This is a genomic window from Mesorhizobium sp. M1328 (assembly GCF_040318075.1).
Taxonomy (GTDB): Bacteria; Pseudomonadota; Alphaproteobacteria; order Rhizobiales; family Rhizobiaceae; genus Mesorhizobium.
Genome location: NZ_JAMYLO010000014.1, coordinates 38,994 through 58,279, shown reverse-complemented (window position 1 = coordinate 58,279; position 19,286 = coordinate 38,994). Strand labels below are relative to the sequence as shown.

General features: G+C 64.3%; 17 protein-coding genes and 1 pseudogene. 12 read left to right on the top strand and 6 right to left on the bottom strand.

All coding sequences use genetic code 11. The annotated features are described in order from the left end of the window. Window positions 1-21: 21 nt before the first annotated feature. A complete protein-coding gene (locus NKH23_RS22640) occupies window positions 22-1,020 on the top strand; it encodes a LacI family DNA-binding transcriptional regulator (RefSeq protein WP_352913307.1) in 999 nt (332 codons plus the stop codon). Window positions 1,021-1,032: 12 nt separating this feature from the next. On the opposite strand, the gene NKH23_RS22635 is transcribed toward NKH23_RS22640, so the two are convergent. Further along, complete coding sequence (locus NKH23_RS22635; protein WP_352913308.1) at window positions 1,033-1,617, bottom strand: TetR/AcrR family transcriptional regulator; 585 nt, start codon at window positions 1,615-1,617, stop codon at window positions 1,033-1,035. A 102-nt stretch (window positions 1,618-1,719) separates the two neighbouring features. Between NKH23_RS22635 and NKH23_RS22630 the strand changes: the two genes are divergently transcribed. The 3 genes from NKH23_RS22630 to NKH23_RS22620 all read left to right on the top strand — a co-directional run bounded on the left by NKH23_RS22630 (window position 1,720) and on the right by NKH23_RS22620 (window position 4,576). Beyond that, window positions 1,720-2,535: an oxidoreductase gene (locus NKH23_RS22630; RefSeq protein WP_352913310.1), complete on the top strand. Its 816-nt coding sequence runs from the start codon at window positions 1,720-1,722 to the stop codon at window positions 2,533-2,535. Between the two features lie 86 nt (window positions 2,536-2,621). After that, complete coding sequence (locus tag NKH23_RS22625; protein ID WP_352913312.1) at window positions 2,622-3,569, top strand: alpha/beta fold hydrolase; 948 nt, start codon at window positions 2,622-2,624, stop codon at window positions 3,567-3,569. 5 nt (window positions 3,570-3,574) lie between these two features. Then, window positions 3,575-4,576, top strand: a complete 1,002-nt coding sequence (locus NKH23_RS22620) for an NADP-dependent oxidoreductase (RefSeq protein ID WP_353015179.1) — start codon at window positions 3,575-3,577, stop codon at window positions 4,574-4,576. On the opposite strand, the gene NKH23_RS22615 is transcribed toward NKH23_RS22620, so the two are convergent. Beyond that, window positions 4,569-5,498 (bottom strand): sugar kinase, encoded by a 930-nt coding sequence (locus NKH23_RS22615; protein WP_353025954.1) that lies wholly within the window; start codon window positions 5,496-5,498, stop codon window positions 4,569-4,571. The genes NKH23_RS22620 and NKH23_RS22615 overlap by 8 nt on opposite strands. Window positions 5,499-5,655: 157 nt before the next feature. Between NKH23_RS22615 and NKH23_RS22610 the strand changes: the two genes are divergently transcribed. Beyond that, window positions 5,656-6,102: a FixH family protein gene (locus tag NKH23_RS22610; RefSeq protein ID WP_352913315.1), complete on the top strand. Its 447-nt coding sequence runs from the start codon at window positions 5,656-5,658 to the stop codon at window positions 6,100-6,102. 7 nt (window positions 6,103-6,109) lie between these two features. Continuing rightward, window positions 6,110-7,309 carry a cytochrome-c peroxidase gene (locus NKH23_RS22605; protein ID WP_352913316.1) on the top strand — a complete coding sequence of 400 codons (1,200 nt, stop codon included), beginning with the start codon at window positions 6,110-6,112 and terminating at the stop codon, window positions 7,307-7,309. A 27-nt stretch (window positions 7,310-7,336) separates the two neighbouring features. Here the strand turns inward: NKH23_RS22605 and NKH23_RS22600 are convergent, their stop codons facing one another. After that, the gene (locus tag NKH23_RS22600; RefSeq protein ID WP_352568904.1) at window positions 7,337-7,789 is read right to left on the bottom strand and encodes an Lrp/AsnC family transcriptional regulator; all 453 of its coding nucleotides are present in this window, start codon (window positions 7,787-7,789) and stop codon (window positions 7,337-7,339) included. A 153-nt stretch (window positions 7,790-7,942) separates the two neighbouring features. Here NKH23_RS22600 and putA point away from each other — a divergent pair, with 153 nt between their 5' ends. Further along, entirely contained in the window at window positions 7,943-11,554 is a 3,612-nt protein-coding gene (putA, locus tag NKH23_RS22595; RefSeq protein WP_353025951.1) for a bifunctional proline dehydrogenase/L-glutamate gamma-semialdehyde dehydrogenase PutA, read from the top strand. Between the two features lie 70 nt (window positions 11,555-11,624). Here the strand turns inward: putA and NKH23_RS22590 are convergent, their stop codons facing one another. The 3 genes and pseudogenes from NKH23_RS22590 to NKH23_RS34660 form a co-directional block, all read right to left on the bottom strand. Then, window positions 11,625-12,944, bottom strand: a complete 1,320-nt coding sequence (locus NKH23_RS22590; protein ID WP_353025949.1) for an energy transducer TonB family protein — start codon at window positions 12,942-12,944, stop codon at window positions 11,625-11,627. 2 nt (window positions 12,945-12,946) lie between these two features. Beyond that, a complete protein-coding gene (locus tag NKH23_RS22585; RefSeq protein ID WP_352913320.1) occupies window positions 12,947-13,378 on the bottom strand; it encodes a hypothetical protein in 432 nt (143 codons plus the stop codon). A gap of 5 nt (window positions 13,379-13,383) precedes the next feature. After that, window positions 13,384-14,849, bottom strand: a pseudogene (locus NKH23_RS34660) (TonB-dependent receptor domain-containing protein); the annotation flags it as partial. 320 nt (window positions 14,850-15,169) lie between these two features. Between NKH23_RS34660 and hemP the strand changes: the two are divergent. Genes hemP through NKH23_RS22550 form a run of 5 tightly spaced genes read left to right on the top strand, consistent with a single transcriptional unit; the run spans window position 15,170 to window position 19,275 of the window. After that, on the top strand, window positions 15,170-15,376 hold the full coding sequence (gene hemP, locus NKH23_RS22570) for a hemin uptake protein HemP (protein ID WP_352451949.1): 207 nt from the start codon (window positions 15,170-15,172) through the stop codon (window positions 15,374-15,376). A gap of 9 nt (window positions 15,377-15,385) precedes the next feature. Beyond that, a complete protein-coding gene (locus NKH23_RS22565) occupies window positions 15,386-16,447 on the top strand; it encodes a hemin-degrading factor (protein WP_352913321.1) in 1,062 nt (353 codons plus the stop codon). 10 nt (window positions 16,448-16,457) lie between these two features. Further along, window positions 16,458-17,366, top strand: a complete 909-nt coding sequence (locus tag NKH23_RS22560) for a heme/hemin ABC transporter substrate-binding protein (protein WP_352721078.1) — start codon at window positions 16,458-16,460, stop codon at window positions 17,364-17,366. Between the two features lie 5 nt (window positions 17,367-17,371). Further along, window positions 17,372-18,475 carry a FecCD family ABC transporter permease gene (locus tag NKH23_RS22555; RefSeq protein WP_353035365.1) on the top strand — a complete coding sequence of 368 codons (1,104 nt, stop codon included), beginning with the start codon at window positions 17,372-17,374 and terminating at the stop codon, window positions 18,473-18,475. 11 nt (window positions 18,476-18,486) lie between these two features. Beyond that, window positions 18,487-19,275 carry a heme ABC transporter ATP-binding protein gene (locus tag NKH23_RS22550; protein WP_352721074.1) on the top strand — a complete coding sequence of 263 codons (789 nt, stop codon included), beginning with the start codon at window positions 18,487-18,489 and terminating at the stop codon, window positions 19,273-19,275. The last annotated feature ends 11 nt before the right edge of the window (window positions 19,276-19,286 follow it).

Here is a 19,286-nt window from a genome sequence, read left to right as displayed (position 1 = left end):
GCAAATGAAGTCGGGCGAACAATGGCCAATCTAAAGCAGATCGCCGCGGAACTTTCCCTCTCGGTGACCACGGTGTCCCGCGCTCTGAAGGATGGGCCGGAAGTGCAGCCCTCGACCATAGCCCGCGTCAAGGAGGCGGCTAAGCGGGTCGGCTATTTGCCAAATCATCATGGTCGCGCGCTCAAAACCGGTCGAACGCAGACGCTGACTGCCGTACTCCCGATGGAAACACGAGACCATCTGTCCGATCTGTTGAAGCTTCCTTTAATCGAAGGCATGACGCTGGCGGCGCGGCAAGCCGGTTATAGTCTGTCCATCTATTCCACCACTCCCGACGACGATCCCGTTGAGAGTGTGCAGCGGCAGCTTCAGGCGCGCAGCGCAGACGGCCTGATCATCACACGCCTGGTGTCGGCTGATCCGCGCGTCAAGCTGCTGCTGGATAAACGCATGCCATTCGTCGCGTTTGGAAGAACCGACCTGGATATCGCGTATCCCTATGTCGATGTCGACAATGAACAGATTGCCTACGAGGCGACCCGGCGGCTCATGGATAAGGGCTGTCGACGCATTGCGCTGCAACTTCTCGTTCCGGAGGACCAGGCGAGCGCCATGCGTCTTTCCGGTTATGGAAGGGCAATGGCCGAGGCCGGTATTCCGATCGACCCATCGCTGATCGGTCATGGCATGTTCACCATGGAATCGAGCGCAGGCTGGTTCGATCGCTTGCTGGCGTCGTCGGATCCGCCAACGGGCCTGGCGTGCGCCAACGAACTGGGCCTTCTGGGAGCGTTGCACGCTCTCGGCAAGCGGGGTCTTACACCAGGCCGCGACGTCCACATCGTCACCCGTGACAGCACGCGGCTGGCACGCTTCCTGCCGGCAAAGATCGGAGTTCATTCCGTGGATATGGCTGGTGTTGGACGCAAACTTATCGAAGTCCTGGAGAGCCGGATCATCAATCCGCTTGGGCCGGTGGAGACAGTCTTGGTGCAAGGCAGATTCGAGCCGGCCGAATAGTCCGGGCTGCCCTCAGGAGGCCACCTTGTCTTGAACCGGCCGGATCAGCGCTTTCGCGGCATCTGCTCCCGCCGCTAGGATGCGATCCGACAATTCCGTCCCTTCCACGGCGCGCGCGAGTTGAAGAGCGCCGATGAGCGTTGCAAACATGCCCAACGCAGCGCCCTCTGGATCATTGGTCCGCGGCAGAGCTTCGGCTATCTGGCGCACCAGGGATTGAATGCGCTCGGCGTAGAGGGCCCGCGTTTCAGGCGGCTGCCGCGCGATTTCCGGCAACAACGCGGCCGAAGCGCAGCCCTTTCCAGGATTGTCCCGGTGCTCGGCCGATAGATACGTCTCTATGGCCATTTCCGGGCCGCCGGCGGCCAATGCTTCCTGCACTTGATGCGACTGAGCGTCCAAGGCCGCCGCCACGCTTTCACGGACGAGCTCCGCCTTGGACTGGAAGTGCGGATAGAAGGCGCCGTTCGTCAGCCCGGCGTCGCTCATGATGGTTGCCAGCCCGGACGCCGCGATGCCGTCAGATCGAAAACGTTCGGCGGCGACCTCCATGATCCGGCTGCGTGACGCGTCTTTTCGGCCCTTTTCGTAGCGCATGCTGCTATTCCTCTTTGCTATTGCATTATTAGCGTAATGTGATATTATGATCATAATTCAATTGATGGAAAAAATCTAGCCCTCATGATTTTGGAGCACGAAATGAAGATGAATTCGGGAAAGACCGCGCTCGTGACTGGAGCCTCCTCGGGCATTGGCCGAGCCAGCGCCGAGGCACTGGCGCGGGCAGGGTTTACGGTCTTCGGGACAAGCCGCAGGGCGACAAGCAACGGACCGACACAGGTATCCATGCTGACGTGCGACGTCACCAACGGGGACTCGGTCGGCGCCCTCGTCTCAACTGTGCTCGCGCAGACCGGCCGGATCGACCTCCTGGTCAACAATGCCGGTGTCGGCCTGCTAGGCGGCGCCGAGGAATCCTCGGTCGCACAGGTACAAGCCCTGTTCGACGTCAATCTGTTCGGCGTCATGCGGATGACCAATGCGGTGTTGCCGTCGATGCGGCGGCGCGGCGAAGGGCGCATCATCAATATCGGCTCCATTCTGGGACTGGTACCCGCGCCATACTCAGCTCATTACTCGGCGGTCAAGCACGCGCTCGAAGGCTATTCGGAATCGCTCGACCACGAGGTGCGCGCCTTCAACGTCCGCGTTTCCGTCATCGAGCCGGCATTCGTCCGCACCGTCTTCGACCAGAACGGCATCGAGCCGGATTCGCTGTTGAAGGAATACGATCGGGCTCGAGCCGGGCTCAAGGCGCTGCTGGGCGATGTGATGCCCAAAGCCGATCGGCCGGAAGTGGTGGCGGATGTGGTTGTCAAGGCAGCGACCGATGCCCGTCCGCGACGGCGCTATACCGCTGGCAAGGCAGCGCGCCAGGTCAGCCTGCTGCGCCGCTTTGCCCCCGCGGGGATTTTCGACAAGAGCCTGCGCAAGCAGTTCCGACTGCCGGTCTGAACAACAGCGAGCCAGAGGATTTCACGCACATGCGACTAGCAACCACAACACATTTGGTCAGGCCCTACGAGACGGAGGCGCCAAGCATGACACATACATCCAATCGGTCGCCGCGTTCACCGGCATTGTTCCAGGACGCGCCAACGCTCTCGATCGATGTCGGCGGCACAGCATTTGCTTACAGGGAACTCGGGCCCAGGGCGGGCGTGCCGGTGATCCTGCTCAACCATCTGGCTGCTCAGCTGGATAATTTTGATCCGCGCATCGTCGACGGCCTCGCTGCGACCCGGCGGGTGATTGCCTTCGACAATCGCGGCATCGGTGCTTCGGGGGGCAAGACTCCGTCGACCATTTCCGGCATGGCGCGGGATGCAATCGCCTTTATCCGGGCGCTGGGGTTCGAAGAAGTCGATCTCTTCGGCTTTTCGCTCGGCGGCTTCGTGGCGCAGGAAATAGTGCTGACGGAGCCTAAGCTCGTGCGCAAACTCATCCTGGCTGGAACGGGGCCGGCCGGTGGGCAAGGCATCGACAAGGTGACGCCGCTGACGATCGTGGACATGATCAAGGGCGCGCTGACTTTGCGGGATCCGAAATACTATCTCTTCTTCACAAGGACGCCGAATGGGCGCCGCGCCGCAAACGCGTTTCTGGGACGGCTGAAGGAGCGCCGGAATAACCGGGACAAGGCGGTATCGCTGAGCGCCTTCGGCGCGCAACTCAAGGCGATCAAGGCCTACGGACTGCTGGCGCCGCAAGACCTGAGCGCCATCCGCATTCCCACTTTGGTTGCGAATGGCGACCAGGACAGGATGGTGCCGAGCAGCAATACCTACGATCTCGCTAGGCGTATCCCGGGGGCGCATCTGGTTATCTATCCGGATGCCGGGCATGGCGGGGTATTTCAGAACTACGCCGATTTTGTCCCGAAAGCCCTGTCCTTCCTCGAGGCTGAGGCCTTGCCGCAGGGCGGCTATGCAGCTGAAAACGTTCGGCTTGTTTCGTCCGGAACAGCAACAGACATTCTTAGAAAGTAACTGCCATGAAGGCATTCGTTGTCGATAAGTATAATAAAAAGGGCACCCTGCGGCTGGCCGAAATGCCGGAGCCGGAGCTCCAGGACAGCGATGTTCTGGTCGAGGTCCATGCCGCAGGGGTGAACCTGCTCGATTCCAAGGTCAGAACCGGAGAATTTAAACTCATCCTGCCCTATCACCGGCCCTTCACCCTGGGCCACGACGTGGCCGGGAAGGTTGTTCGCGTGGGATCCAAGGTCGGCAAGTTCAAAGCCGGCGACGAGGTCTATGCGCGGCCGCGCGATGGCCGGATTGGGACATTCGCCGAATTCATTGCCGTCAATGAAGCCGACGTGGCGCTCAAGCCTGAGAATCTCAGCATGGAAGAGGCGGCCTCGATTCCCCTGGTCGGTCTCACCGCCTGGCAGACGCTTATCGACAGGGCAAACCTGAAGAAGGGACAGAAGGTGTTCATTCAGGCTGGTTCCGGCGGCGTCGGGATATTTGCTATTCAGTTGGCCAAGCACCTCGGCGCGACCGTTGCGACAACCGCCAGCGCGGCGAGTGCCGATCTGGTGAAAAGTCTCGGCGCCGATGTCGTCGTCGACTACAGGAAAGACGACTTCGAGAAAGTTCTGTCGGGCTACGATGTCGTCTTGAACAGCCAGGACGCCAAAACACTGGAAAAATCTCTGAGCGTGCTGAAACCGGGTGGGAAGCTCATCTCCATCTCGGGTCCGCCGGATCCCGAATTTGGCAGGGAAAAGGGACTGAATTTGATGCTGAGGCTGGTGCTGCGCCTACTCAGCCGCGGAATTCGGGCCAAAGCCAAGCGCCGTGGTGTGCAGTTTTCGTTCCTTTTCATGTGGGCGCAGGGCGATCAGCTGAGCAAAATCACCGCCCTCATCGAAGCCGGCGCGATCCGCCCGGTTTTGGATCGGGTCTTTCCATTCGAAGCGACCAATGACGCCCTGGCCTATGTCGAAACAGGACGCGCCAAGGGCAAGGTCGTCATCAAGGTCAGATAGCAGGCGCCTCGAACGCTGCCCTCAGCGTCTCGAACGGTGCCAGCGCGCCGCGCACCTGCACGACGGCGGCGGCGACGCGATGGGCGCGCAGCACGGCTTCTGCCGGGGCATGGCCGGCAAGGCGAGCGGCGAGATAGGCGCCGTTGAAGGAGTCGCCGGCGCCGGTGGTGTCGACCGGGTTGGCCACGTGTACCGCCGGCACCGATTGCAAGGTTCCGTTTTGCGCGATCAGCGCCGGTTCCTCGCCGTTCTTGACGACGACTTCGCCAACCAGTTTTCGCAGCCGTTCAGCTGTTTCCTGCGATGTCGTATCACCAAACAGCATCTGCTCATCGGGAAAGGTGGGTAGTGCGATGTCGGCGACGGCGAGCGCCTCGAGGATCGCGGCCTGCGCTTCCTCGCGCCGGCGCCACAGCCGCAGCCGGTAGTTGGGATCGAAGGCGATCAGCGAGCCGGCCGCGCGCGCCTTGGCCACGGCCGTCAGCAGCACCTCGCGTGCGTCGTCGTCGAGGATTGCCAAAGTGATTCCGGAAAAATAGACAAGCGCCTGGTTTTCAAGGCTTTTCTGCAAAGCGGCTGGGTCCGAAGCCAACTGCCTTGCGGCCGCATCGGCCCGCCAATAGGTGAAAGAACGTTCAGGGCCGGTCAGCGTGATCGCATAGAGGCCGGGGCGGGCGCCCGCTATCACCGGGCTGGCGCCGATGCCGATGCCGTTCTCGGCCAGGAACTTGATCTGGTCGCGTGAGAACGGGTCGTCGCCGAAGGCCGACACATAGGTCGCCGGCCGCTCGCCGCTCAAGGCATGCAGCGCCCACAAAGTGTTGAACGTGTCGCCGGCAAAGCCCATGCGCCAGTTCGGCCCGACCTGCCCCGAAAGCTCGAGCATGCACTCGCCGATCGAGGCGATGCCGTTTCCTGCCATGAAGTACTCCTCCATCCTGCAATTGCGGTGCTGTAGCTTTTTGCTGCCGGCAGCGCCATGCTTGGCGACGGCGGATTCTTGCACTGGGGGCAATTTCCCACAGGGGCGTGGGACGCGATCTGCCCAGCGAAACGTTATCCGCAGAACAGGAATAGGTTTGGCATCGTTATGGCGTTATCTTCTTGGAGGCCTCGGCTTGGCTACCTTGCTCGCCGGCGTGCTGGCCGTCGTCTATCTGACGGCGCCGCATGCGCCGCAACCAAGCTCGGACGTAGGCCGTTCCAAGACGGCAGCGAACAAGCTGTTCGTGGCGACTTTCGAGCCCGAGAAGGGCGTCATCCGGCAGGGCGAACTGGAATCCTGGCTGCTGACGCTGAGAACCGTCGAGGGTGCGCCGGTGGAAGGTGCTGCGATAACGATTTCCGGCGGCATGCCGCAGCACAAGCACGGTCTGCCGACCAGCCCGCAGGCGACCGATTACCTCGGCGAGGGGCGCTATCGCATCGACGGCGTGAAATTCACGATGAGCGGGTGGTGGCAATTGCATTTTGCCATTTCCGCTGCGGCCGGTTCGGACACTGTCGTCTTCAACGTGGTGCTGTGAGCCACTGATGGCCCGGTTTTCCAGTCTTCTCGCGTTGGTGGTGGTGGCCGTGCTTGCCGGCTGCGGCAGACCGGAGTTTTCCGATGCCGAAAAGCAGACCATCGCCTCGCTGGCCCTGTCCAAGCTGCCGCCGCTGAAGCCCGACACCACCAATCGCTTCGCCGATGTGCCGGCCGCAGCGGCACTGGGCTCGACGCTGTTCTTCGACACCGGGATGAGCGGCGACGACACGGTATCGTGCTCGACCTGCCACAAGATCGACCGCCAATTCCAGGACGACCTGCCGCAAGCTGTCGGCGTCGGCCGCACCAACCGTCGTACCATGCCGTTGGCCGGCGTCGCGCATGATCCCTGGTTCTTCTGGGACGGGCGGCGCGACAGCCTGTGGGCGCAAGCGCTGACACCGCTCGAAAATCCGCTGGAGCAGGCCGGCAACCGCGCCGCCTTCGCGCATTACATCAAGGCCCGCTTCGGCGAGCGCTACGAGCGCATCTTCGGGCCGCTGCCTGACCTTTCGAGCGTGCCGGCCAATGCCAGCCCGCTCGGCACCGATGCCGAGAAGGCGGCCTGGAACGCCATGCCCGCCAGCCAAGCCGAGGACGTCAACCGCGTCTTTGCCAATATCGGCAAGGCGATCGCCGCCTTCGAGCGCTCGATCGCGCCGCCGCAGACACGCTTCGACCGCTTTGCCATCGACCTGGCTGCGGGCGCCGAGCCGAAAGGCGACGCCGCCTTTTCGCCGGAGGAAATCCTCGGCCTGAAGCTGTTCATCGGCAAGGCCAATTGCGTGACCTGCCACAATGGCCCGCGTCTTACCGACGGCAGCTTCCACAACACCGGCGTGCCGCCGGTCGCGGGCCTGCCGCCGGATCGCGGCCGTGTCGACGCGGTGGCGCAGGTCGAGGCCGATCCGTTCAACTGCTTCGGTGCCTTTCGCGACGGCGATGCCAGCGCCTGCCGCGAACTGCGCTTCATGGTCAAGGCCGGGCCGGAACTCGTCCGTGCCTACAAGACCCCGTCGCTGCGCGGCGCGGCCACCCGTCCGCCCTACATGCATGCCGGGCAGTTTTCCTCGCTCGACGAAGTGGTGGCGCATTATTCCAAGGCGCCGGCAAGTGTCGAAGGCACATCCGAGATCCATCCGCTGCAGCTTTCGGATCGCGAACGCGCGGCGCTGGTGGCGTTTCTGAAGACGCTGGCGGAGTGAGGTTGGCGGGACAACAGCAGCGCTCTCCTACCGATCCTTCACCGTCTCCATCGCCACGAAGGTCGAGGTCTGGGCGACGTGCGGCAGGGCCGAGATGCGCTCGCCGAGCACGCGGCGGTAGGCGGCGATGTCGGTGGTGCGGACCTTCAGCAGATAGTCGAAGCTCGACGCCATCATGTGGCACTGCTCGATCTCCGGCACCGCCTGCACGGCGCGGTTGAAGGCGTCGAGCGCGGCCGAGCGGGTGTCGGACAGTTTCACCTGGACGAAGGCGACATGGCCTTCGCCCATGCGCTCACGGTCGATGATCGCCTGGTAGCCCCTGATGAAGCCGTCCTTCTCCAGCCGCTTGACTCGAGCCTGCACCGGCGTCTTCGACAGGCCGACTTTCGCCGCCAGATCCGACATGGAAAGCCGGCCATTGCTACCCAACGCCGACAGGATGTTCCTGTCGATCCGGTCCAATTGGTCTTCTGTCATTGGATTCCTGGTCGAATTGGAGGTGATCAGTCCTAATGATAGATCGATCGACCTGTGCTGTCGATTTCTTTGGACCGACTGGAATCCCTACTTATGTTAGCTTGCGCCATTCGGTCCGGTGACCGCCGGCCCGCTCCCTTATACAGGACCGCCATGCCAGCGCTCGACACCATCCGCCAGCAGATCCGTGCCAATTATTTGCCCGACGAAGACCAGGCGGTGAAGCGGCTGGCCGAGGCGGCCGGGCTGTCCGCGCAAGACCGCAAGGCGATTTCGGCCCGTGCCGCCGATCTGGTGCGCGCGGTGCGCGGCTCGTCCGATCCGCGGCTGATGGAGGTCTTCCTGTCAGCCTATGGTCTCTCGACCAAGGAGGGCGTGGCGCTGATGTGCCTGGCCGAGGCGCTGCTGCGCGTGCCCGACACCGAGACGATGGACGACCTCATCGCCGACAAGATTGCGCCGCACGACTGGTCGGCGCATTCGGGCGGCTCGAGCTCGATCTTCATCAATGCGTCGACCTGGGCGCTGATGCTGACCGGCCGCGTGCTCGACGAAGGCGAGGGCGGCATCGAAGGCACGCTGCGCGCCATGGTGCGCCGGCTGGGCGAGCCGGTCATCCGCAAGGCGGTGGCGGCGGCGATGCGCGAGATGGGCGAGCAATTCGTGCTCGGCCGCACCATTGCCGAAGCCGTCAGGCGCGGCCGGCCGATGACGCAGAAAGGCTATCTCTATTCCTTCGACATGCTGGGCGAGGCGGCCCGCACCGAGGCCGACGCGCTGCGCTACCTCAAGGCATATGCCGACGCCATCTCCTCGCTCGATGCCGGCGCCAACGGCCCCGACATCCGCCAGAATCACGGCATCTCGGTAAAACTGTCGGCGCTGCATCCGCGCTATGAAGTGACGCAGAAGGAAAAGATGCTGCCCGTCATGGCCGAGCGGCTATTGTCGCTGGCGCTGGCGGCGCGCCATTCGCGCATGGGCCTCAACATCGACGCCGAGGAAGCCGACCGCCTCGATTTGTCGCTCGACGTCATCGAGCGGGTGCTGGCCGAGCCGGAGCTTGCCGGCTGGAACGGTTTTGGCGTCGTCGTGCAGGCCTATGGCCCGCGCGCCGCCTTCGTTATCGACTGGCTCTACGAACTGGCGAGGAAATACGACCGCAGCATCATGGTGCGGCTGGTCAAGGGCGCCTATTGGGACACCGAAATCAAGCGGGCGCAGACGCTCGGGCTCGACGGCTATCCGGTCTTTACCCGCAAGGCCAACACCGACGTGTCCTACCTGGCCTGCGCGAAGAAGCTGTTGGCGATGACCGATCGCATCTATCCGCAATTCGCCACCCACAACGCCCACACCGTCGCCGCCATCCTGTCGATGACGACGGACCGCGATACATTCGAGTTCCAGCGGCTGCACGGCATGGGCGAAGCACTGCACGAGACGGTGCGCAAGGCCGAAGGCACGCGCTGCCGCATCTATGCGCCGGTCGGCGCGCATTCCGACCTGCTCGCCTATCTGGTCCGCCGGCTGCTGGAGAACGGCGCCAACTCCTCGTTTGTCCACCAGCTCACCGACGAGGAGGTCGAGCCCGAGGACATCGCCCGCGACCCGCTCGAAACGGTGGAGAAACAAGGCCCCGCCGCCAATCCGGCGATCGTGCCGCCGTCGGCGATCTTTGGCCCCGGCCGGCGCAATTCCAGGGGTTTCGACATCACCGACACGCTGACGCTGGCGGCGATCGACAAGGCCAGGGCCGAGTTCGCCGGGCCGGAGCGCTGGCACGCCAAGCCGGTCAGCCGCGCTGCCGGCTATGGCAAGCAGCGTCCGGTCGTCAATCCGGCAAAACCTTCGGAAGTGGTCGGCACGGTCAGCGAGGCCGGCGCCAAGCAGGTCGAGACCGCCGTGCGCATCGCCGTCGAGGCACAACCGGCATGGGCAAGACGCCCGGTCGCCGAGCGCGCCGCCATCCTCAACCGGGCGGCCGACCTCTATGAGGCGAACGCCGTCGAGTTCTTCGCGCTGGCCTCACGCGAGGCCGGTAAGTCATTGGCCGACGGCGTCGCCGAGGTGCGCGAGGCGGTCGATTTCCTGCGCTACTATGCGGCTGAGGCCGCCAATGCCGAGGCGGGCACCGAGGCGCGCGGCGCCATCGCCTGCATCTCGCCGTGGAATTTCCCGCTGGCCATCTTCACCGGGCAGATTGCGGCAGCACTCGTCACCGGCAATTCGGTGATCGCCAAACCGGCCGAGCAGACGCCGCTGATCGCCTTCCGCGCCGTCCAGCTGCTGCGCGAGGCCGGCGTGCCGGAAGACGTCATCCAGCTTCTGCCCGGCGACGGTCCCTCGGTCGGCGGCCCGCTGACCGCCGATCCGCGCATTGCCGGGGTCTGCTTCACCGGCTCGACCGAGGTCGCCAAGCTGATCGAAAAGCAGCTCGCCGACACCGCCGCGCCCGACGCCATGCTGATCGCCGAGACCGGCGGCCTGAACGCCATGATCGTCGATTCCACTGCGCTGCCGGAACAGGCGGTGCGCGACATCCTCGCCTCCGCCTTCCAGAGTGCCGGCCAGCGCTGCTCGGCATTGCGCATGCTCTACGTGCAGAAGGACGTCGAGAAGAAGATGCTTGAGATGCTGAAAGGCGCGATGGAAGCGCTCAGCCTCGGCGACCCGTGGCGGATCTCGACCGATGTCGGCCCGGTCATCGACGACGAGGCGCAAGCGTCGATCCGCGACTATTGCACCAAAATGGGCCTGCAGGGCCGGCTGATTGCCAAGCTCGAAGCACCGAAGGACGGCCGCTTCGTTGCGCCGCACGTCTTTCGAGTCAAGGGCATCGAGGAGTTGGAGCGCGAGGTGTTCGGCCCGGTGCTGCACGTCGCCACCTTCGATGCCGACGAGATCGATGCGGTGATCGCCGCGATCAACCGCAAAGGCTATGGCCTGACCTTCGGCCTGCACACCCGCATCGAAGGCCGCGCCCAGCATTTCGTCGATGGCATCCATGCCGGCAACATCTATGTCAACCGCAACCAGATCGGCGCCGTCGTCGGCGCGCAGCCGTTCGGCGGCGAGGGGCTTTCCGGCACCGGGCCGAAGGCCGGCGGGCCACATTATCTCCGGCGCTTCCGCAAGGGGCCGGAGGCCGGCACCCATCTTGCCGAAGGCCGCAAGGTGACTGCGACCGAGCTCGCCGACAATCTGCCGGACCCGGCGTTTGGCGGCTGGTCGACGCGGCCGGATCGCGTCGCCATCCTGAGGAAACATCTGCGCGGCAAGGGCGCCGCGGCCATCGGCGCTGCAGCCGCCGTCGATTTCGGCCAGGTCGACCTGCCCGGGCCGACCGGTGAGGCAAACACGCTGTCGCTGTCGCCCCGCGGGCGCGTGCTCTGCCTCGGTCCCGACGCGGATACGCTGCTTGCCCAGGCGATCCAGGCGCTATCCGCCGGCAATGCGGTGCTCGCCGTCGCGCCCGGCGCGCCGGCAGCGCTGTCGGCGCTGACCGGCAAGGGCCTGCCGCTGGCGGCCATCGACGGTAGACCGGACCCGGTCGAAGCGCGCTCGCTGCGGGTCGATGTCGTGGCCTTTTCTGGCACGCCCGAGGCCGCGCGCATCGTGCGCAAGGTCATCGCCGAGCGCGCCGGCCCGATCGTGCCGCTGGTCAGCGAAGTCTATTATCCGGCCGCCTATGCGCACGAGCGCGCCGTGTGCGTCGACACCACGGCGGCGGGCGGCAATGCCAGCCTGCTGGCTGCGGCCTGAGGGTTTCGCTACGGCTCGCTCATCGCGGGCAGGGGCGGCGCCGACTTTGGTGCCCGCATGAGGACGATCGTTACCTAATACCGAGCGGCACTTCGAACTGCCAGGCCGAGCGACCGGCTCCGTCTGGAATAGGGGGAAACGGAGAAGCCCGGCGGACTGCGTCGAGTGCGGCCTTGTCCAGCGCGGCAACACCCGAACTGCCCGTCAGCCTGGCCGACCGGACGCTGCCGTTCGAGCCGACGGTAAAGGCAACGGTAGCCGTGCCAGTGGCGCGCGTGCGTGTCGAATTGAAGGCCCGCACCAGCTTTGACCGGATCTTGCCGGGATAGTTCGTGACGGCTGCATTGCCGACGCCTGATTTGCCGCCCCTGCTGGCGGTCAGGATCTTGCCGTCCTTCTTGCCGTCGGCCGTGCCGCGCGCGACATCCGTTTCGTCACGGCCGCCGGAGCCGGTCTTTCTCTTCTTGGAATCGGCTTTGGCAAGTGCCTTGGCCGCCTTCTTGCGCAGGGCCGGCTTTTCAGGCTCGTTTGGTTCGGCCTTCTTGGCCGGCTTGTTCTTTGCGGTTGCCTTCTTCGGCTGCTTGGGCTCCGGCCTGTTCGGCTTCGGTTCTTCCGCCGCGCCGACGGTCTCGGTCGTCTGAACTGTTTCGGCTGGCGTCGGATCGGCTGGTGCCGGTGCGCTTGTCTCGGCAGGCTCGGCCGTTTCGGTGGCGCTGACTGGCGGCGGCACGGCATTGTCGTCGGCAGGCACCAGCCTGTCGGTCGCAAGAATGTCGGGCGATGGGTCCTGGCGCGCCGGCTGCGCAGGTGCCGGCTCTGTGCGATCGGCAAGTGCAGTTTCTTTGGCGGCCTCGCTGACCGGCTCGACCACCTCGATGTCCGACGTCTTCGCCGCGTCAGTGACCGGCTGGAGTGTCTCCTCAGCCGCGGTCGCCTGCGCCTCGACCGTTTCGACGGGCTTGGCGTCGAGCATGGTCACCATCGTTACGTTGGCCACTTCCGGGTCGTCTCCGACATCGCCGGCCGCCTGCTGCGGCTCGGCGCCGAGCAGCATTTCGCCTTGCTGGTCGGCACCCTCGATCCTTGGCCGGTCGTCCGGCAGCGTGAGAAAGGCCAGCGCCACGGCTACGTGGAATGCGCAAGAGCAGGCGATCGCGACCGTCCAATTGCGGCGCCGCTGCTTCTGTCGTGCCTGCCGCAATGGCTCCACTGGTACCGCAGTCAAGTCGCCGTCGGCATCGGCGATGTAACTGTCTTCCGGCCTGTCGCGCGGCGAAACACGCGGCGCCCCGCGCGGGATGGCGAAATCCGGATCGTCCGGCTCCGGCGGCAGCAAACCGGCTAGCGGCCACGCCACGGTGTTTCGCGCGAATGCGGGTTCCAGTCCCAAATTCAGACCCCGAAGGCGATGCCGGTCCTGGTCTGCGTCTTCAGCCCGCGCATGCAGGCATTCGGCTCGGCGCCGGCGCATTCCGTGGCGCTGTTGATCAACACGCGGCTAACCTTGCCGCAATCGGTGCCGGCAAGGTCGAAACGCGTCACCTTGGTCTTGCCTGACGGCAGCTCCTTGAAATCGAGCACGGTCAGCCGATCGACGACACCGGCCTCGTTGAACAGCGCGATCTCGAATGCCGCCTTGGACAGACCGGCGCCGAGATTGTTGGTGACCACGAAGGTCAGGCGGCAGCCCTTGTCGGAAGGCTGCGCGCCGTTGAGCTCGAGGAGAAGCGCCGGCGCTTGCTGTTGTGTCCATGCCGGAGGCGCCGCAAGCGATATTGCCAGCACCGCGGCGAACAGACGAAGGGATGCCGTCATGCTTGTCATTGTCGTCAGCCTCCAAACCTCATCGTCGCCGCCAGCTTCAGGGTGACGCCGGGCTCGTAGACGACACTCGTGGTCGACGCGTTCAGCGGGTTGGCATATTTGACGTCGAACAGATTGTCGGCGCGGAAATCGACCTTGAAATTGTCGGACGCCTGATAGCTGGCGAAGGCATTGACCAGCGTATAGTCCTTGGCCACCGCGTTGCCCTGCGGCTTGCCGTTGTATTGCACCTCACCGCCGATGGTCAGCCTGTCCTCGAGGAAGCGAAAGCCGAGTTGCCCGGTGACCTGGGAGGAGGGGACGGTGACTAGGTCCGCCCGTTCGCCTTCATAGGAAATCGTGTGGCCATCGGTGAACGAGGCGGAAAGGCCGGCAAAGCCCCACGCTGCGTCGTAGACGCCCTCCATCTCGAAGCCGTGAATCTTGGCCTTGGCGAAATTCTGATACTGGAAACAGATCGGTATGCCCGGACCGAACGGGCAGCCGCTGGTAGGGTCGAACGCCGATAGAGTTACGCCGTCGATGTAATCGTCGACATTGTTGTTGAATAGGCCGCCTTCAGTCGCAGCGCGTCGTCGGCCTGGATGACGCCGTTGGTGCTGTAGTTGACGCCGAATTCCACGGTCTTGCCGGTTTCGGGCTTGAGATTGGGATTGGGGAGGAACGGGAAGCTGACGCCTGCCGGATGATTGCCGCTGATCAGCGTCTCCGACAGCGACGGAGAACGGTAGCCTTCCGCATAGGTGCCGTAGAATTGCAGCCCGGAAAGGCTGGCGGTTTCGAAGGGCGAAATGCCCACTGTGATGCGTGGCGACAGCCGGTTGCCAGAGGTTTCGCCGACATCGCTGTCGAGCTTGTAGCTATCGTAACGCAGCCCGGCGATGACCTCGAGCCAGTCCCAGGTGAGCTTGTCCTGAACGTAAGCGCCGGAGACGTTTCTATCGCCCGAGGGCGTGTAGAAACTGTCGCCGCCCGCCGTGCCGCCTGTCTCGACATCGTCGGCAACCCAGTCGCCGCCATAGGTCAGCTCATGCGCAATGCCGACGGTCTCGAATCTCGACGTGTTCCAAATGTCGATGCCGGAGGTGCCGATGTCGAACGTCGATTTCGAACCCGCCGGCAGAACCACAGGCAGGCCGGTGACCGGATCAAACCGGTTTTGCGCGACAAGGGTCGTCAGATCGAGCTTGGTCTTGTTGTAGGAGGCGTTGATGTGGAGATCGAGCCAGCTCTTGTCTTCGTCGGTGATGTTGTAGCGGGCCGTGAAGGTATTCGCCTTCAGGTCGGCGTCGTTCACCGGCGCGCTGCCGCTGGTCTCGGTCCATCCGTCGTTCGAGCCGATCCAACCGAGCTTCAGCTCGCTGTTTTCGCTGGGGCGGATGGTCGTCTTGAGCAGGCCGCTCAAGACATCGAAGCCAGTGCCCGCTACAGTGTCGCCGCCGCCATACTTGTAGTCGTCAAAGTCGCGGTAGGCGCCGCCGCGCCGGCCAGCAACGCGGCCATTTTGCTTGCCATAGACCCCATTTTGCTTGCCGTCGACCAGTGTGCCAGGCCGCTGCCCGCCAGCCGTCCCCAATTCGCCAACCCCATGCTGGAACTCCAAGAATCCATGTTCGATGCTGGCTGGCTTGGGGCTCGCTGGCATTTTTCATCGCGTCCGGCGTCTTAAATGTTGACTCATTTACTCCGGTATTGCACTGCTAGATAACATGACCATTCGAGTCAAGAATTGAATCGGCATTTCACGCAGGCGCCGAGCCAGATGCCCGGCACAAAACAGGGAGCGAACCCATGAACACGCACAATCCCAGCGACTTTCGCTATCGCGTCCGCCGTTCCGACGAAAATTCCGTCCGTTTCGACCGGGTCCAATCGGCCGTGAGAACGCTGTCCAGCAACACGCTGTTCCAGGGCGAGCACGAGATCGGCATCGAGCATCATGGTGCGCTGTACCGGCTGAAGATCACCCGGCAGGGCAAGCTCATCCTCAACAAGTAGGTGGTAGAAATGGACCAGCGCGTAAAACCCGCCCCGCACGAGATCCGGCGGGCACGGGCAGACAATCCGAAAATGCGCGAGCGCGACCTCGCCGCCCAGCTCGGTATTTCGGAGGCCGAACTGGTCGCCGCGCATTGCGGCGACGGCGTCGTGCGCGTCGAGCCGCGTGTCAACGACCTTTTGACTGGCCTCGAAGCTGTCGGTGAGGTGATGGCGCTGACCCGCAACGAAAGCGCGGTGCACGAGAAGATCGGCGTCTACGACAAGGTCGTCACCGGTAATCACAATGCCATGGTGCTCGGCGAAAACATCGACCTGCGTATTTTCCCGAAAGTCTGGGCGCACGGCTTTGCCGTGGAAAAGCGCGACGGCGCCGACATCCGACGCAGCCTGCAGTTCTTCGACACCGCAGGCGAGGCGGTACACAAGGTGCATCTCAGGCCAGCATCCAACCTCTACGCCTATCAGAGGCTGGTGGCCGGGCTGGAATCGCCGAACCAGGAACCGACGGTGGCGATTTCAGCGGGCGTGCCTGACGACGAGACCGAGACTGCGGACAATTCGGCGAGCGTCGACGATCTGCGCGACCGCTGGAGCCAGCTGACCGACGTGCATCAGTTCTTCGGCATGTTGAAGACACTGAAGCTCAGCCGCCGCCAGGCGGTGCGCTTGGTCGGCCAGGATTATGCCTGGCTGGTCGATAAGGATGCGGTGAGCGCCATGTTCAACCACGCCGCTGCTGGCGCCATGCCGATCATGTGCTTTGTCGGCAATCGCGGCTGCATCCAGATCCATTCCGGCCCCGTCGCCTCGATCAAGCCGATGGGACCATGGCTCAATGTGCTCGACGAGACCTTCCATCTGCACCTGCGGACCGATCACATCGATGAGGTCTGGGCCGTGCGCAAGCCGACCAAGGACGGCCATGTCACATCGCTCGAAGTCTATGGCGCCGACGGCAAGATGATCATCCAGTTCTTCGGTAAGCGGCATGAGGGCGAAAGCGAGCGCGAAGACTGGCGCTTTCTGGCCGAAAACCTGCCGCGTATCCCAAGCCCGACCGCAGCCTGAGGAAACGATGATGGTTCTATTCTCCAGGCTGGCATCGGTCTCCAGGTCGGCGCTTGGTCCTGCGGCCGCTGTTTTCCTGGCGTTCGCCGTGCTGATGCCGGCTCAGGCCGCCGAAGGCATCGCGACTTTCGCCGACCGCTCAAGGATCGTGGCCATCGGCGGCTCGATCACCGAGATCGTCTACGCGCTCGGCGAACAGGATCGCCTTGTCGCGCGCGATTCGACCAGCCGCTATCCGCAAGCGGCGGCGGAGCTGCCGGATGTCGGCTACATGCGCCAGCTGTCGCCGGAGGGTGTGCTGTCGGTCAATCCGTCGGGCATATTGGCACTGCACGGCAGCGGACCGAAAGAAGCCGTCGACGTCTTGAAGAAATCAAGCATCCCGTTCATCGAGGTGCCCGAGCGCTATGATAATCAAGGCATTCTGGAAAAGATCCACATCGTCGGCAAGGCGCTCGGCACCGAGGCCAAGGCCGATGCGCTGGCGGTCCAGATCGACGCCAGGCTGAAGGCAGCCGAAAAGCAGACCGCCTCGATCAAGGAGCGCAAGTGCATCCTGTTCGTGCTGTCGATGCAGGGCGGCAAGCTGCTTGCCGCCGGCAGCGACACCGCAGCCGACGGCATCATCAAGCTTGCGGGCGGCATCAACGCCATCGACGGCTTTGCCGGCTACAAGCAATTGTCGGACGAGGCAGTCATCACAGCCAGGCCCGACGCGATCCTGATGATGAACAATGCCGGGCCGGCAACCGCGGATGACGAATTGTTTTCGAACCCTGCCGTGGCTTCGACGCCGGCGGGTGCCGCCCGCAAGCTGATCCGCATGGACGGCGGCTATCTGCTCGGCTTCGGCCCGCGCACGGCCGACGCTATCCACGACCTCGCCGTCTCGCTCTATGGCGGCCAGGTCACGGATTGAGCGCGATGGCGGATCATTCGATCGCTGGTGCGGCGGGAATTATGGTGACGGCCGCCGAGGGTGACCGCTCGCGGCGCGCCCGCCTCGTCATCGTGCTGCTCTGCGTCGGGCTGGCTATCGCCGTGCTGTTGTCGCTGACCTCCGGCGCATCCGATGCCTCGCCCATCGGCGTCATGCACAACTGGCTGTTCGGCGCGTTGCCCGGCGACGCGGCGTTGAGCGCCCGCGACGGCCTGATCATCCATGACATCCGTCTGCCGCGCATCATTCTGGGCGTGCTGATCGGCGCATCGCTTGCCGTCTCCGGTGCCGTCATGCAGGGGCTGTTCCGCAATCCGCTGGCCGACCCCGGCCTGATCGGCGTTTCGGCGGGATCGAGCCTCGGTGCGGTCGCCGTCATCGTGCTTGGCTCGACCATGCTGGCGCCGCTGACTTCGGCGCTCGGCACGATGGCTCTGCCGCTGGCTGCGTTCTGCGGCGGGCTGGCGACGACATTGCTGCTCTATCAGGTCGCGACACGGCAGGGCCGGACCTCGGTCGCCACCATGCTGCTCGCCGGCATCGCGCTGGCGGCGCTTGCCATGGCGCTGACCGGCATCCTGATCTTCATGGCCGACGACCGGCAATTGCGCGACCTGACCTTCTGGCAGCTCGGTTCGCTGGGCGGCGCCACCTGGCAGAAGATCGGCTCGGTCGGACCGGTCATCGTGCTGGCGCTGGCGGCAATGCCGTTCCTGGCGCGCGGCCTCAACGCGCTGGCGCTCGGCGAGGCCACGGCCGGCCATCTCGGCATTCCGGTGCAGCGGCTGAAATACACCGCGATTGTCGGCGTCTCGGCGGCGGTCGGCGCGTCGGTCGCCGTCAGCGGCGGCATCGGCTTCGTCGGCATCGTGGTGCCGCATCTGCTGCGCCTGCTGATCGGCCCCGACAACCGTTACCTGCTGCCGGCATCGGCGCTGCTCGGCGCCGCGCTGCTGCTGTTGGCCGACGCCGTTGCCCGCACCATCGTTGCCCCGGCCGAATTGCCGATTGGCATCGTCACCGCGGTCGCCGGTGCCCCGTTCTTCCTGTGGATCCTGCTGCGCAAGCGCGGCGTCATCGACCTGTAAAAGGGGCTCTTATGATCGAAGCGCGCGATGTCTCGGTGGCGATCGGCGGCAAGCGCATTGTCGCCAATGTCGATTTCGCGGCGCGGCCGGGCGAAATCGCGGCCATCGTCGGCCCCAATGGTTCGAGCAAGACGACCTTCCTCAGAGCACTGTCCGGCGATCTTGCTTATTCGGGAGAGGTCACCGTCAACGGCCGCAATCTATCCGCGATGAAGCCGGTCGAGGCGGCGACGGTGCGCGCGGTGCTGCCGCAGGCGGCGACGCTGTCGTTTCCATTCACGGTGCGCGAGATCGTCAGGCTCGGCCTGGTCGGCGGGCGCTCCGGTGTGCTGCCCGGCGAGGACCAGCGCCTGCCCGAACGCGCGCTGGCGCGCGTCGACCTCGACGGTTTCGCCGGCCGCTTCTACCAGGAGCTGTCCGGCGGCGAGCAGCAGCGCGTGCAGCTTGCCCGCGTGCTGTGCCAGGTGTGGGCGCCGGTGCTCGACGGCAAGCCGCGCTATTTGTTCCTCGACGAGCCGGTGTCCAGCCTCGACATCAAACACCAGCTGATCATCATGGACATCGCGCGTGATTTCGCCAGATGCGGCGGCGGCGTGGTCGCCATCCTGCACGACCTCAATTTGACGGCGATGTATGCCGACCGGATTTTCGTCATGCATCGCGGCAAGCTCGCGGCTACAGGTTCGCCGCAACAGGTGCTCAGCGACGAGCTGATCGAAAAGGTCTTCGATTGCCGGCTGAAGGTCGGCGTGTTGCCGGCCGCAAACATGCCATTCGTATTGCCGCAATCGGCAGCTTAGGCAATCAGAGA

What these genes read in the sequence shown, in the direction of transcription:
- NKH23_RS22640 (WP_352913307.1), top strand. Translation starts at nt 22, where the DNA reads ATGGCCAATCTAAAGCAGATCGCCGCGGAACTTTCCCTCTCGGTGACC.
- putA (WP_353025951.1), top strand. Translation starts at nt 7,943, where the DNA reads ATGCCAGCGCTCGACACCATCCGCCAGCAGATCCGTGCCAATTATTTG.
- NKH23_RS22600 (WP_352568904.1), bottom strand. Translation starts at nt 7,789, where the DNA reads ATGACAGAAGACCAATTGGACCGGATCGACAGGAACATCCTGTCGGCG.
- NKH23_RS22635 (WP_352913308.1), bottom strand. Translation starts at nt 1,617, where the DNA reads ATGCGCTACGAAAAGGGCCGAAAAGACGCGTCACGCAGCCGGATCATG.
- NKH23_RS22630 (WP_352913310.1), top strand. Translation starts at nt 1,720, where the DNA reads ATGAAGATGAATTCGGGAAAGACCGCGCTCGTGACTGGAGCCTCCTCG.
- NKH23_RS22560 (WP_352721078.1), top strand. Translation starts at nt 16,458, where the DNA reads ATGGTTCTATTCTCCAGGCTGGCATCGGTCTCCAGGTCGGCGCTTGGT.
- NKH23_RS22565 (WP_352913321.1), top strand. Translation starts at nt 15,386, where the DNA reads ATGGACCAGCGCGTAAAACCCGCCCCGCACGAGATCCGGCGGGCACGG.
- NKH23_RS22615 (WP_353025954.1), bottom strand. Translation starts at nt 5,498, where the DNA reads ATGGCAGGAAACGGCATCGCCTCGATCGGCGAGTGCATGCTCGAGCTT.
- NKH23_RS22550 (WP_352721074.1), top strand. Translation starts at nt 18,487, where the DNA reads ATGATCGAAGCGCGCGATGTCTCGGTGGCGATCGGCGGCAAGCGCATT.
- NKH23_RS22620 (WP_353015179.1), top strand. Translation starts at nt 3,575, where the DNA reads ATGAAGGCATTCGTTGTCGATAAGTATAATAAAAAGGGCACCCTGCGG.
- NKH23_RS22625 (WP_352913312.1), top strand. Translation starts at nt 2,622, where the DNA reads ATGACACATACATCCAATCGGTCGCCGCGTTCACCGGCATTGTTCCAG.
- NKH23_RS22605 (WP_352913316.1), top strand. Translation starts at nt 6,110, where the DNA reads ATGGCCCGGTTTTCCAGTCTTCTCGCGTTGGTGGTGGTGGCCGTGCTT.
- NKH23_RS22555 (WP_353035365.1), top strand. Translation starts at nt 17,372, where the DNA reads ATGGCGGATCATTCGATCGCTGGTGCGGCGGGAATTATGGTGACGGCC.
- NKH23_RS22585 (WP_352913320.1), bottom strand. Translation starts at nt 13,378, where the DNA reads ATGACAAGCATGACGGCATCCCTTCGTCTGTTCGCCGCGGTGCTGGCA.
- hemP (WP_352451949.1), top strand. Translation starts at nt 15,170, where the DNA reads ATGAACACGCACAATCCCAGCGACTTTCGCTATCGCGTCCGCCGTTCC.